Consider the following 13,230-nt stretch of genomic DNA (forward strand, 5'->3'; position numbering starts at 1 on the left):
CCGGCATCGACATGGCCGAGGCCTCCCTGTGCGTTGCCCGGTCACACATGCAGACCAGCGGCCTGGCCATTGACTATCGTCAGACGACCGCCGAGGCGCTTGCCGAACAGGCGCCAAGCCGTTTCGACACAGTGGTCTGCATGGAACTTCTCGAGCATGTCCCCAGTCCGGCGTCGATTCTCAAGGCCTGCGGCCAATTGGTCAAACCCGGCGGCGACGTGTTCTTCGCCACGGTCAACCGGACCTGGCTCTCACGCCTTCTGGTGATCTGGGCCTCCGAACAGGTTCTGGGCATCGTGCGCAAGGGTACCCATACCTACGAGAAATTGGTCAAACCGGAAGAATTGAGAAAATGGGGGGCGGCGGCCGGGTTGACCACCGTCGACCTCAGCGGTCTGCGCTACCTTCCCTTCGGCGGATATGCCGCGCTTTGTCGCAGCACGGCAATGAACTATATGATGCACTTGCGCCGATCCGCCTGACAATGCACCTCGGGCACGTTGGTTTACCGAATCCGCCCGCAGAAAGGAAAATTCATGGCCTTCTGGCAGAACCCCCGCTGGTTCGACGACAGCAAGCGGCAGGAGCAGATCGATGACTACATTCATGCCACCGGCAAGGCACGCTTCGGCATTCGTGAGTATGCCGAGGAGAAAAAAGCCGAGGCGGTGCGCATCCATTTCGACCGGGTGGCCCCCAAATACGACTTCATGAACTCCTTGCTCAGCTTCGGCATTCAGCACGCCTGGAAACGCGCCGCCGTGCGCATGCTCGACATCCACGCGGGGGAACGGGTGCTGGACGTGTGTGGTGGCACCGGCGATCTTGCCATCCTGGCGGCCCGACGCACCGGCCCCTCGGGTCAGGTGGTGATTTTCGACATCAACCGGGCCATGATCCAAGCCGGCCGTCACAAAATCGACCCTTTTGCCGATCTCGGCCACATCGGCTATGTTCAGGCAACGCCGAGGCGATCACCTTCCCGGACAACACCTTTGACTGTGCCATGGTGGGGTTCGGTATCCGCAATGTCACGCACCTGAAACAAGGCTTCGCCGAGATGATCCGTGTGCTCAAGCCGGGCGGGCGCCTGCTCTGCCTGGAATTCTCACGTCCCCTCAACCCAGTCTTTCGCAGCCTCTACGATTTCTACTCCTTCAACATCATGCCGGCCCTGGGGCAGCTTTTGGCCGGATCGGCCGAGTCCTATGCCTGTCTGCCCGAAACGATTCGCATGTTCCCGCTGCCCGACGAACTGGCCGCCATGCTGACCGACCTCGGCCTCGATGGTGTCCGCTGGACGTTCTTGACCAACGGCATCAGCGTGGCCCACGTGGGGACAAAACGGAACAAGTTTCTATGAAAAAATCAGCCGCACCAGGACAACGGCCAAAAGGCTCAAGGGGAAGTGGCTGGCCCTGTTGAACAGATCCATGGCCTGCCGGCGCGCATTGGCCTGCACCAACCGCATCACCGGCAGGAGCAGCAGCCAGCAGCCCAGGCCGGTAACGATCAGCAGATAAAACGCGTTGAAGGACAGTGGCGAGATCCACAGCAGGAGAAAGGTCAACAGAAAGGCCACCACCAGGCAGACCAGGGCGAGCAGGCCGGCCCGCCCCAATCCCAGCTTGACCGGAATGGTTTTGGCCTTGAAGCGACGGTCCTCCTCGATATCGGTCCAGTCGTTGGGAATGTTCTGCCCACCGATCTCCCAGAAAAAAATCAACGCCACGAGGACCAGCACAAAAAGGGCCGACGGCCGCGGATCCACAGCAAAGACCGCCGCCACGGCCCCCAGGGATTTAACGATGCCATTGATCAGGGATCGCAGGGGCGTCACCTGCCACAAACGGCAATAGACGACTTCCAAAACCCCGCCGGCCAGGAAGATAAAAAAACAGACCGGATTGAGCAGCCAGGCACCGACCATGGCCACGCACGCCCATCCCAGCGCCCACAGCACGCCCTCGGTCAGGCCCAAAACCCCTTTGGCCAGGGGGTGACGCACCAACACGCCATCTAGGAAATCCTCACCATCGCTATAGCCGCCATGGCGGACCTTTTTCTTTATCTGTGCGGTAATCCACCAGATCGTTGAGGGCATAAACCGCCGTGTAGCCGGCAAATACCGTCAACAGGCCCAGTAAAAGGATCGGTAGGGACGGGAAATGCCCCAAGCACAAGAGCGCGGCCAACGCCGGCGTGGCAAGATCGATGATGCCATGGGGGGTACGGGAAAGGGCCAGGAGCAACTTCAGTCGCGGGTGGGTCAGGATGGTTTTTAATCTCATGGGTTTCTTATCGTTTTGGCATAAGGTTGCGGCAACAGGTTCCGGTGGCGCCTGCATCTGCCTGAAGGTATGGCACAAGCCCGCTGCAACGTGTCAGAATCCCGAGGATTTGTCAATTTATTGATCAACGCTTCACTTCAATTCATTGAGCAATGTCTGCAGGTTTTTCTTCCGGTTGTGGATCCCCAGCTTACGGCGGATATTCCCCCTGTGGAATGTCACGCCGCGCACGGTAATCCCCAATAAATTGGCGATCTCCTTGCTGGTGCGGCCCTGACGGATCAAATCGATGACGCGGGACTCCATCGGTGTCAGATGAACATGCTCGGAGATTTTGCTCCCCATGGGGCTGGCAATCTCCATGATCGTCACTTCCAGGGCGCCCAGCAGTTGGTTCAGGTCCGCGTTGGGCCACCGCATCCGGATCGTATCAAAATGGGAAAGCACACGGTCATTTAAATTCTTGGCAACCGATCGAAGGATTTCCGTTTTTTCATTTTCGCGATATTCCATGAGAATTTTCAGGGCCGACTGCATCTCGTGGAGCTGCTCGGCATCCTGTTTTGCCTTTTCGGCGAGCTGGTGATGGAACGTTTTACGCTCTTTTTCCATCCGTGCCTTGAACAACGCGATTTCGATGACCGATTTAATTTCGCTGGCCCGATACGGCTTGATAATGTAACCGGAAGGTTCGGTCTGCCTTGCCCGCTGCAAGATGGCATCATCGGAAAAAGCGGTCGTATAGACAATGGGAATGCCAAAACGGCGCATCATGCATCTGCCGTATCGATGCCGTCCATCGCCCCATCCAGCTTGATATCCATCAACACCAGGTCCGTCTCTGTCTTCTCGGCCAGATCGACCGCCGCTTCTCCGGAACTGACGCTACCGCACACCCCGTAGCCCAATTCCAGCAAAATGTCTTTAAGATCTTCCGCTATAATTCTTTCATCCTCAACGATTAAAATATTGGTCTCCGTCATTTGGGGTTCCCATTCCTGGACGCTTGTGGGTGGCGTGGAGCCGCGGAAAAGGCCGTATTCTGTTGGATCATTCGTAAAGCCCGTAATCCGGATAAAACGCTTGGGCACATGCCGGACAGATGGAGTGAGAACATGCTGTTGGCAAATGCGATTCGATATAGCCCTCGACATCTTGCCACAAATCATCCTGATTCTTTATCCGCTTGCAATGGGAACAAAGCACCAGCACCGGGTCCGTCATGGCATTTTGGCCGGCTCCTTGTTCCGGTGTTTTTAGGCGGTTGCGTCCGCGCTTGTCCCTTTCTGCGCGATAGAAGGATATTTCGATGGCGGCTTTCAGTTGGTTGTTTCGGAAGGGTTTGAGGAGATATCCCTGGGGCATTGTCTTCTTGGCCCTTTCCAGAACGGTCTCATCGGAAAACGCGGTGATGTAGACGATGGGGATATCCGCCATGGCGTTGATCCGCTCGGCCGTCTCAATCCCATCCATCCGGCCGTCCAACCGGATATCCATCAGCACCAGGTCGACACGGCCCCGGGAAACCCGATCGACAGCCGCCTCGCCGGTGCTCACCCGCTCGCAGGCCCCATAGCCCATGTCCTGAAGCGTGAGCACAAGATCCTCGGCCAGCAGAATCTCATTCTCAACGATCAGGATCTGCGTTCCTGGCTTTCTTCTCGCAAGTTGCCGTTCCATTGAATAATCGCTTCCAATCCATGTCCATGCTTCGAGTTAAGCGCCAAGGATCCGCGCAATTGTTCGGCCATGAGTGAAATCAGCCGCAATCCCAAGGTACTGGCGTTTTTCCAGTCGAATGTCGGCGGAAGTCCAACGCCGTTATCCTTCACGCTAAGCCGGGTTTCATTGTCGGCAACCCTTCGGGCGGATATGCAAAGGTTCCCTTTGCGCCTGCCGACAAAGGCATATTTCAATGCATTCGTCACCAACTCGTTGACAATCATGCCGCAGTACACCGCCTGATTGAGCTCCAGTTGAAGATCGTCAATATCATAGTCGATGACGACCTGTTCGGAAATATTCTCATAAACCGACAACAGGTCGCGCATCAATTTACGGGCGTATTCCTTCAAATTGACGGCCGACAGATCTTCATTCTGATACAAGGTCTCGTGGATCAACGCCATGGAGCGCACCCTGGCGCGGCTCTCTTTCAAGGATTCCCGAACGACACTGTTCTTGCTGTGTTTGATTTGCAGGTTCAGCATGCTGGCCACGACGGCGAGGTTGTTCTTGACGCGGTGGTGGATCTCCTTGAGCAGGGTTTCGAGATTGCGCTGGCTGGTTTTCAGCTCTTGATCGATTTTGATTTTGCCCAGTGCGGCGGCCATCTGGCCGGCGATGGCTTCGATGTGGGATCTGGAAATGGGGCTGAATGTATCGGCAGTGGTGGAGGAGGCATTGAGGCAGCCGATGATTCCACCCGCATGGGAGATGGGGATCGCGGTAAAAGCACGCAGGCCGGCCCGATGGTGCAAATTCCGGCCACCGAGGACAGAACCGAAGCCATCGATCACGGTATTGTAAGTCTCAAAAATGGACTGTCCCCGGGATACCAGCTCTACCTGCGGCGAGTCCTTGTCCAGATGCGCCACCGCGGTCACAAGTTCCGGCGGCAGGTTGCGGTGAACCATCAGATCAAAGCCATCCTTCTCCGCGCTCTCCAGATAGATTCCGCCGGCATCGACTTCCTGCACTTTCAGTGCGGCCTCCAGGCAAACCGTCAGCGCCGACTTGAGATCATCAGCGTGGATCAACGCGACACTCAAGTCGCGCTGGATGCGCATCAACGCCTCCATTTGTTTTTTTTCGGTCACATCCCGAAACATCACCTCGATGCCGGCTTCCTGCCCCCGGCTATCCCGGAGCAGTTTGGCATTGTAAGACGCCCAAAAGATGGCGCCATCCTTTTTCTTCAACAGCACTTCCCGGTTGAATAGGGTTTCGTACTCCCGGACGTCCCGTAAAAACGGCTCTCGCAGCTCCGGGTTGACCCAATAGTCTATCGTGGGGGTGCCCAGGATCTCTTCCGGTCGGAATCCCATCACCGCTTCAACCGATGGCGACACCATGGTGACGATGCCCATGGTGTTTGTTCTGACGTATACATCCATAAGGCTTTCGAAAAGTTCCCGGTAGCGCTTTTCGCTCTGTCTCAAGGTGTGGGCGGATATTTCGGCACCAAGCACATAGGTCATCGCCGAGAAAACGGTCGCCAGCAGGTTGCTCGTTGGAGGCACAAGGGGATCCTCACCGATATAAAAGAAAACGCCGATCGCCGTGCCGGTATTGGAAAGGATCCGGGATCCGGCGACACGATGGTGGGCAGGGATGCCTTCAAGGCAATGATCATCGAACACCAATGGAGAGACGTCGCCCGTCACCAGCTGATGAAGGCAGTCGCATTCAAACGCATCCCAACGGCCGGTTGACGGCAGCGGCAATGGACCGCCGGAGGCAGCGACAAGCGTAAACGCGCGGTTACCGATGATTTTAGGCGCCTCCGATTCCCGTTCACCCGCCATTTCCGAGGTGTCATGATGGTTGTTCGGCAGATCCGTTATCCAGACCCGCAAAATGGATTTTGGGAACAAGCTTTCCATGCAGGTCCGAATGGCACTCATTTTCTCGGCGAAGTCTGGCGTTCGCAAAATATCTTCACGCATGGTGTTGAGATATGCCAGCCGCCGGTCACGCCGCTTGCGTTCGGTGATGTCACGGGCAATGTGGAGGCTGCCGACCAGCTTGCCGGTGGCATCGGTCAGCGGAGAGACGCTGGCGTGGAAATCCATGTCGTTTCGGCTTTCATGAAATTCCAAAAAATGCTCAAGACCGTCTTCAAGAGGCTGGGTATACGGGCAAAATTCGGGCACTTCATCCGATCCATGAAATATTTCAGGAATGCTGCCGGCTTGTAGGATTGATTTCGAATTTAAATGAGTTAGCGAATTGTTAAAGGCCTTCCAGGCGCATCCGGACAATTGATGACAGGTTTTTACCTGTCATTCCAATGTCGCTAAAAGGAAAACGCTCAGAACATGCCATCGGCATTCTGTTTACCGGCCAGGTAGGCAACAACCGACAACAGGGCCACACTGTAACTTCACTGTCTGTCAAATGAAATGATGATTATGGGTTATCAACTCAATAACACGCGTAACAAACCGATAGTTTGGCCACGAGCGAATGATGGGCAACGATCATCCAGCAAACCACGGAACACGACCGTATAGAGAAAACGAAAAGGAGCCGATGATGATTTCTGCCGAGCAATTGGAACAAGCATGTCGTAAACGGGATCATTTACTGAAAAGCAAACCGAACCTTGACGGCTTTCAAAATGAGATCAACCACCTTTTATCGAAGACCACGTGTGATGGTGACCGTTTGGAAGCCATTGCACTGGTGCTCCATTCCAAGCTGAAAGAAATAAACGAGATCGGTTTTATGGAATTAAAAAAGTTATTGAACGATTGGAACAAGCCGATGGCCTGAATGAGGGCCGAGAGAAACCCGAACACGAAAAAGCTTCATAACCCCGCGAATCCAAGATGGCGTATATGATACCCATGAGGTACAATTCAATGCAGTCGGCGCGTTGGGGCTTGCCTTGAACCGAATGGTGGACACGCGGGGCCGGCTTTCCCGCGAGGTCACCAGCGGTGTCGGCGCCCTCACGGCTCATCCAAAGGAATGTTTCTGGCCCTGGACGAGCTTTACCAGGATTGAATGGAGGGAAAGCCCATGCAGGTAAAAATTGTTGACGCCATCCGCGCGGAGCTGGCATCCGCGAGCCAGGACAAGACCATCCGGTCCACCTGGGGAGAACCGATCGTGGGCTTTGCCGACGCCGATGACCCGCTCTTCGGGGCATTGAAGCGAGCCGTGCGTCCTTCCCACAGCCTTCCCGGCGACCTCCTGCCCGGTGCACGCACGGTCATCGCGTATTTCCTGCCTTTTGATCGGGAGATCGCGCGGACCAACCATCGGGGCGTAATGAGTTCGGAGGCGTGGGCCGTCGCCTATGTCGAGACCAACCGGCTGATCGCGCGGATCAACGATGGGATCAATACCGTTCTGGAGCGGTCGGGTTACCGGGGTACCCGACTGCCGGCCACGCACAACTTTGACAAAGGCATGCTGATGAGCGACTGGTCCCACAAGCATATCGCCTACATTGCCGGCATCGGCCGATTCGGCCACCACCATATGCTGATCACGGAAAAGGGTTGCTGCGGCCGACTGGGAAGCGTGGTCACCGACGCCGTGATCCTGCCCACAACGCACCCGGAGGGGGAACGCTGTCTGTACAAGCACGACGGGTCCTGCCGCCTGTGTGAAAAGCGCTGTCCCGCCGAGGCGCTGAGCCAAGCCCCCTTTCACCGGCGTGCCTGCTACGACCGCTTGATGGAAAACGCCGAGGTCTATGAGCGCTACGGCCTTGCCGATGTGTGCGGCAAGTGCGCGGCCATCGTTCCCTGCTCTTTCCATGACCCGGTAGCGCGGCTGAAAAAGTAATTGGTGCTCGCCGACGCCCCACCGTTCAGGTCGGCAGGTCGACATCGGGACACAACTCCTTGACTTTGGCCAGCAGGGTATCCTTGCGAATCGGCTTGACCAGAAAGGCGTCGCATCGGTCACGGGCCTTGACCACATAATCCACCTTGCTGTGGGCCGTCACCATGATTTTCTTGGCGGGCGGCGTGTTGTTCTGCTTCTCCAACTGACAGAAGCGCGCCAACAGGTCCAGTCCGGTAATATCCGGCAGCTCGATGTCGATGGCCACCAGGTCGTACGGGATGTTCTTGCCCATCGCCTTGACGAAGTGCCCTGTGGCTTCGATACCACTGGCGGCCTTGTCGCAGGTGCCCACCTTGGCCAGCATCATCCCTAACTTGGTCAGGGCAATCGGCTCGTCGTCAATCAGAAGAATACGCATGTCAGGGTCCTTTCCAATGGGCGATGAACGCCCTGAATTCGTCAAACCGGCGTGCCAGCGCGTTAAAACCGGCATCGATCTCTGACAACGAAGCCGCCGGGCTGATTTTTTCCAGATAGCTGCCGCCGTTGACAAAGCATGTGCCTCCATGGTTGCGGCCCCCCCCTTGATGGCATGCGCTTCCTTTCGAATGCGCTCCCGATCGACATCGGCGATGGCCTTCCGGAGCGTTTGGAGCTGGCCGGCGACATTGTCGATCAGCTGGCCGGCGACCAACAGAACCGTATCGGCATCGCCGAACTCTTCCACGGCAATCGCCGTGTCCATGACCATGGGCCCGTTATCGGCGGTCACGACCGCAGCTTGCGCCGACGGTGATGGTAGCGCAGGAGGGTTGGTCTGGTGCTTTTGTCCGATCCAGTGGTTGGCCGTCTTGATCAGCTGGTGGCGGTGAACCGGCTTGACCAAATAGCCATCCATCCCGGCGGCAAGGCACTTCTCCTCATCGCCCTTCATGGCGTTGGCGGTCAGGGCAATGATGGGAACCCGCTGCCGGCGGCCGCTTGCCGATTCCAGCCGGCGGATTTCAGTGGTGGCGTCATAACCGTTCATAACGGGCATCTGGATATCCATCAGAATCAGGTCATAGGGGGTCTGAAGGAATGCCGCAACGGCTTGCCGGCCGTTTTCGGCCAGATCAACGCGAATACCGGCTGCCTTCAGGTGCATCAAAGCGACCTGCTGATTGACCACGTAATCGTCCACCACCAAAACGTGACCGTTGTCGGCAGCCGGAGGCGCTTTGAACGCCGGCCGGGTAGGCACCTTATGCAGGGGGGGCGCAGGCGCCGATGGATCGGCCGAATCGCCTGCCAAGCCAGTGATCACGGCCTTTAGATCGGCCAGTTTGACCGGTTTGGACAAAACGTGGTCAAACCCCCAGGCAGACGCATCCCGACCGGACACAATCTCCTTCAGATTGGTGGCCACGACCAGGCGAATCGGGCGTCCCCCGGCGGCCTGTCGAGCCTGCGCCTTGAAATTCAGGATATCCATATCGTCCATGTGCGCATCCGTGATGATGGCGCAGAGGGCCGGGGCAGTGCTTTCGGCCAGGCGGGCAAGCGCGGGATGGCCGCCATCAACGTTTTCCACGACCAGCCCCAGGGCCTTTAGATAGGTGCCGATGATCCTGGCCGTGGTGGCATGGCGCTCCACCACCAAAGCGGTCAACGATGATAATGCGGGATGTTCCTCTTCTGCAGATACCGGCCGATCCGGTTGCAGGGGAAAGGCAACCCGGAACCAGAATGTGCTGCCATGCCCCAGTTGGCTCTCCACACCGATCTCGCCCCCCATCAGTTCGACCAGCTGCTTGCTGATGGTCGTTCCCAATCCGGTTCCGCCGTACTGCCGGGTCGTGGAATTATCCGCCTGGGTGAAACTACTGAAGATGCGTGCGACCTTTTCCGGGGCGATACCGATGCCGGTATCCTGGATGGTGAAACGAATGCAGGCCCGATCTGGGGTTTGGCTGTCCAGATGGGCCTCGATGAGGATCTCTCCCGTCTGGGTGAATTTGACCGCATTTCCGCACAGGTTGAGCAGAATCTGGCGCAACCGCACGGGGTCCCCCACCAGGGCCGTGGGCACCGACGGCGCCACAAAGACATTGAGTTCAACTCCTTTTTCGGCGGTCTGGAATACAAAACCGTCGCCGATCTTTTCCAACAGGCGGCGCAGATCGAAACCGATCTCTTCCAACTCCAGCTTGCCGGACTCGATTTTCGAAAAATCGAGCACGTCATTGATCTGGCTCAGCAGGGAAAAGGATTCCTGCCCGATGATTTCGACAATCCGGCGCTGGTTGTCGTCAAGTTGGGTGGATAGGGCCACTTCGGTCATGCCGATAATCCCGTTGAGCGGGGTTCGCAATTCGTGGCTCATTTTGGCCAGGAAATCACTTTTGGCCTGACTGGCAGCCTGGGCTTCTTCGGCCAGGGCATTGGCGCGCCGAATGGCCTGTTCCAACTCCTGTTGGGAAAGGGTCAAGGCACGGGTGCGCTCGGTGACCTGACGCTCCAGCAGCAGACTCTGGTTTTTAAGCAATTTGGTGTAGGCCATGCTCTCCGTCGCATTGGCCACGTGCAGCAAAATAATCGACAAAAGGGTCATGGCCGTACCGGGCAGGGTCGTCTGACCGGCCGGCAGCAATCCGCCGAACATGCCCTTGATGTTGTCGTGGGTGGCGATCACATGCAGCAAATACTGCCGCGAATGGTCCATGGAGGAGATGATCACCCCCCGTCGTTCGCGGATGGCCCAGGCAAAATAGCCCCGCTCGACCATCGTGTCCACTTCCCGCTGGATGGTATCGGCCATGCCCGGCGGATGGCGAAAGGTCGGTTGGAAAGAGGCATCCTTTTCGTCAACCATGTAAAAGGCCAGCATCTCAAAGGGAAAGATGGCGTCGATGCGACGCTTGGCCTCGGGCAGCAGGGTTTCCAGGATGGCGTTGCCACCGCTGCTTTCGGCAAAAAAATCCTCGAGGGAGAGCACCATCTCCAAGGCATTTTGGATATACCGGCGATTATCCTCCAAATGCGCGATCCGGTCGATCAAGGTATCCGTATCGTGTTCGGTCTGCACGTCCGCCCCCTATGCCGGGAAAACCGTCATCAGAAAACCCAGATGATGCAACGCCTGGGGAATAACCCCCGACAGGATATGCGGTGACAAGCGAAGCTTCTCCCATGCGGTTGCATCCAGTGTGGGGATCCGCCACTCACCGCTCTTGCCCTCGCCGAGACCATGGGCCAATATGTCGGCCAGGTGCACAACGGCGGCCTTGACCGGATCCTGCGCCGCCATGGGGCGGTGATGAAAAACGATATTCTGACTCAAGGTTACCGGGAATTTCCATTTTTCGAACAGATCGGCGGCAATCTCGGTATGCCGGAAACCGAGCACCTGTTTTTCCTGCTCATACAAGGAGCCGGTGCCGGTCATGGCCAGCATCGCAGGCGCCTGGTCGGGAAAATAATGGAAAATTACCATCCGGCCGATATCGTGCAGCAGTCCAGAGACAAACATCTGCTCGGTATTGCGGATGTTCCCGCTGGCCGCCAGAATACGGGCCAACACGCCGCAGGCCAGGCTATGGTGAATAAAAGCCCGCATATCGAACACGTTTTTGGGAATATCCTTGAAAACCTCCATGGTAATGACGCCCACGGCCAAGGCAGAGACCTCTCTTGAGCCGATGATGGTCACGGCCCGGGTAATACTGTCAATTCGCGAAGGGAACCCGTAAAAGGCGCTGTTGACAATCCGCAGCAAAAGCGCGGAGAGCCCCGGACTATTGGAAATCACCTGGGCGATGTCGTCGGCCGAGGAGAATGGATCGGCGATGATATCGTTGATCTTGAAAATCATGGAAGGAATTTCAGGCAGCTGGATATCGCGTGATTGCAAATTGCGGCGTCGTGCGGCGCCGTCGGATGACGGCGGTGAAGGTGGCCGACTGAATTCGGTGACAGCCCCTACCCGGGCCGGAGGCGCCAGGCGGGCCCGGTGCAAAACCGCCTGGCGAAATATCTCGGCCACTGCCGGATGGGAAAGGTCATTGTTGGCGAACGCCGGTCGCAACTGTTCGGCCACCCGTCGCATGATCGCCGGGTCCAGCGGCTTGTCCGCATCGGGCATATCAGTATCAGCCTGTTCCACAGCGACATCCGACACACCCCACATTTTGAACACCATCAGGTGGTTGGCATCAATCGTCTGACCCTTTGCGAGCAGGAGACGACCATTGACATCGGCGGCGTCGGCGGAAAGAATCATCCCCGGTTTAACTTGGCTGATCGGAATAAAGGCCATGTACTGCCCCTCCGGGCGCAAATCATTGAGGTTCTCTTTTTCGCAAACATACCTTTCTACTATCGTGCGCAAACCCGCCAAACTTTAGCCGTACCGGCAAGCACCGCGACCCGCATCACCATATCCCGGCTCAGCCTGGAAATCCGCCCGGACATGGTTATTGTGTAGTTTTCATGGATCATCGGATATGCATTTTTAACGATCAACACGAACAGGAGAAAACACCATGACAGACAATCGAAAGGCCGCCGTGATGGGTGCATTCGTGGCCGACGCCCTCTCCCTGGGGGTGCACTGGGTGTACAACACCGGCGTGATTGACAAAAAATTCGGACGGGTGGAGCGCTATTACGACCCACTCACCTCCTACCACAAAGGCAAGAAAGCCGGCGATTTCACCCATTATGGGGACCAAATGCGGGTTCTGCTTGAATCGGTCAAGGATAATGGCGGGTTTGATGCAAAACGGTTTGCCGAAACCTGGCGCGGCTTCTTTGCAAACTACCAGGGCTACTTTGACAAAGCCACCCAAACGACACTGGAAAACATGGCTGCGGGGAAGGAGTTAACGGCCTCGGGTTCCGACTCGGACGACCTGGCCGGTGCATCGCGGTTGGCCGCCCTGCTGCCCGCCTACCCGGACCGTTTGGCGGACCTGGTCGCGGCCGCCCGTACCCAGACGGCCATCACCCACAACAATGCATCCGTCATCGCCAGTGCCGATTTTTTCGCCCGCACGGTGGATGCCGTGCTGCACGGCCAATCCCCCCTTACCGCCCTGGAGACCACCTTGAAAACGCACTTTGCCGACAGCCCCATCGCCCAACCGATCCGCATGGGTCTTGAAAGCCGTGGCCAAAACACCCGAGAAACCATTGCCGGCTTTGGTCAGATGTGCAGCGTGGAGGCCGGCCTGCCAGGCACCGTCCATCTGATCGCCAGCTACGCCGACGACTTCAAAACGGCCCTGGTGGAAAATGTCATGGCGGGCGGAGACTCCTCGGCACGCGGCATCCTGACGGGAATGATCCTGGGCGCAGCCCATGGCATGGCCGCCATTCCGGAGGCATGGATAAACGAAATGACTGCCGTTGAGCGAATTCAAACACTTTTGAAGAA

12 protein-coding genes and 1 pseudogene are annotated in these 13,230 nt (G+C 57.1%); 5 read left to right on the forward strand and 8 right to left on the reverse strand.

Annotated features, from left to right (window positions below; translation table 11 throughout):
- Positions 1–482, forward strand: a 482-nt coding sequence (ubiG, locus tag JCM12296_RS26495) for a bifunctional 2-polyprenyl-6-hydroxyphenol methylase/3-demethylubiquinol 3-O-methyltransferase UbiG (RefSeq protein WP_054699496.1), incomplete at its 5' end; no start/stop codon positions are given.
- A 228-nt stretch (positions 483–710) separates the two neighbouring features.
- A pseudogene (locus tag JCM12296_RS26500) lies at positions 711–1,363 on the forward strand (class I SAM-dependent methyltransferase).
- On the opposite strand, the gene JCM12296_RS26505 reads toward JCM12296_RS26500, so the two are convergent.
- The 6 genes from JCM12296_RS26505 to JCM12296_RS26530 form a co-directional block, all read right to left on the reverse strand.
- Positions 1,358–2,014 (reverse strand): UbiA family prenyltransferase, encoded by a 657-nt coding sequence (locus JCM12296_RS26505; RefSeq protein ID WP_054699498.1) that lies wholly within the window; start codon positions 2,012–2,014, stop codon positions 1,358–1,360. The pseudogene JCM12296_RS26500 and the gene JCM12296_RS26505 overlap by 6 nt on opposite strands.
- A gap of 25 nt (positions 2,015–2,039) precedes the next feature.
- Positions 2,040–2,291: a hypothetical protein gene (locus tag JCM12296_RS42565; RefSeq protein ID WP_218188295.1), complete on the reverse strand. Its 252-nt coding sequence runs from the start codon at positions 2,289–2,291 to the stop codon at positions 2,040–2,042.
- A 132-nt stretch (positions 2,292–2,423) separates the two neighbouring features.
- Positions 2,424–3,065, reverse strand: coding sequence for a LuxR C-terminal-related transcriptional regulator (locus JCM12296_RS26515; protein WP_054699502.1), 642 nt, complete (start codon positions 3,063–3,065; stop codon positions 2,424–2,426).
- Positions 3,062–3,274 carry a response regulator gene (locus JCM12296_RS40325; RefSeq protein ID WP_054699505.1) on the reverse strand — a complete coding sequence of 71 codons (213 nt, stop codon included), beginning with the start codon at positions 3,272–3,274 and terminating at the stop codon, positions 3,062–3,064. Before JCM12296_RS40325 ends, JCM12296_RS26515 begins: the two co-directional genes overlap by 4 nt.
- 67 nt (positions 3,275–3,341) lie before the next feature.
- The gene (locus tag JCM12296_RS26525) at positions 3,342–3,971 is read right to left on the reverse strand and encodes a response regulator (RefSeq protein WP_054699507.1); all 630 of its coding nucleotides are present in this window, start codon (positions 3,969–3,971) and stop codon (positions 3,342–3,344) included.
- Positions 3,926–6,112 carry a PAS domain-containing sensor histidine kinase gene (locus JCM12296_RS26530; protein ID WP_172684120.1) on the reverse strand — a complete coding sequence of 729 codons (2,187 nt, stop codon included), beginning with the start codon at positions 6,110–6,112 and terminating at the stop codon, positions 3,926–3,928. The genes JCM12296_RS26525 and JCM12296_RS26530 overlap by 46 nt, the downstream gene beginning before the upstream one ends.
- A gap of 367 nt (positions 6,113–6,479) precedes the next feature.
- Here JCM12296_RS26530 and JCM12296_RS26535 point away from each other — a divergent pair, with 367 nt between their 5' ends.
- Complete coding sequence (locus tag JCM12296_RS26535; protein WP_157067917.1) at positions 6,480–6,788, forward strand: hypothetical protein; 309 nt, start codon at positions 6,480–6,482, stop codon at positions 6,786–6,788.
- A gap of 249 nt (positions 6,789–7,037) precedes the next feature.
- Positions 7,038–7,811: an epoxyqueuosine reductase gene (locus JCM12296_RS26540; RefSeq protein ID WP_054699513.1), complete on the forward strand. Its 774-nt coding sequence runs from the start codon at positions 7,038–7,040 to the stop codon at positions 7,809–7,811.
- Positions 7,812–7,836: 25 nt separating this feature from the next.
- On the opposite strand, the gene JCM12296_RS26545 is transcribed toward JCM12296_RS26540, so the two are convergent.
- Positions 7,837–10,881, reverse strand: a complete 3,045-nt coding sequence (locus JCM12296_RS26545) for a response regulator (protein ID WP_054699515.1) — start codon at positions 10,879–10,881, stop codon at positions 7,837–7,839.
- Between the two features lie 9 nt (positions 10,882–10,890).
- Positions 10,891–12,111, reverse strand: a complete 1,221-nt coding sequence (locus JCM12296_RS26550) for an HDOD domain-containing protein (RefSeq protein WP_054699517.1) — start codon at positions 12,109–12,111, stop codon at positions 10,891–10,893.
- A gap of 226 nt (positions 12,112–12,337) precedes the next feature.
- Between JCM12296_RS26550 and JCM12296_RS26555 the strand changes: the two genes are divergently transcribed.
- Positions 12,338–13,230, forward strand: an 893-nt coding sequence (locus JCM12296_RS26555; protein ID WP_054699519.1) for an ADP-ribosylglycohydrolase family protein, incomplete at its 3' end; no start/stop codon positions are given.

It is taken from the genome of Desulfosarcina cetonica JCM 12296, assembly GCF_001311845.1.
In the GTDB taxonomy this organism is placed as follows: domain Bacteria; phylum Desulfobacterota; class Desulfobacteria; order Desulfobacterales; family Desulfosarcinaceae; genus Desulfosarcina; species Desulfosarcina cetonica.

What these genes read in the sequence shown, in the direction of transcription:
- JCM12296_RS26525 (WP_054699507.1), bottom strand. Translation starts at nt 3,971, where the DNA reads ATGGAACGGCAACTTGCGAGAAGAAAGCCAGGAACGCAGATCCTGATC.
- JCM12296_RS42565 (WP_218188295.1), bottom strand. Translation starts at nt 2,291, where the DNA reads ATGAGATTAAAAACCATCCTGACCCACCCGCGACTGAAGTTGCTCCTG.
- JCM12296_RS26535 (WP_157067917.1), top strand. Translation starts at nt 6,480, where the DNA reads ATGATGGGCAACGATCATCCAGCAAACCACGGAACACGACCGTATAGA.
- JCM12296_RS26540 (WP_054699513.1), top strand. Translation starts at nt 7,038, where the DNA reads ATGCAGGTAAAAATTGTTGACGCCATCCGCGCGGAGCTGGCATCCGCG.
- JCM12296_RS26550 (WP_054699517.1), bottom strand. Translation starts at nt 12,111, where the DNA reads ATGGCCTTTATTCCGATCAGCCAAGTTAAACCGGGGATGATTCTTTCC.
- JCM12296_RS40325 (WP_054699505.1), bottom strand. Translation starts at nt 3,274, where the DNA reads ATGACGGAGACCAATATTTTAATCGTTGAGGATGAAAGAATTATAGCG.
- JCM12296_RS26515 (WP_054699502.1), bottom strand. Translation starts at nt 3,065, where the DNA reads ATGATGCGCCGTTTTGGCATTCCCATTGTCTATACGACCGCTTTTTCC.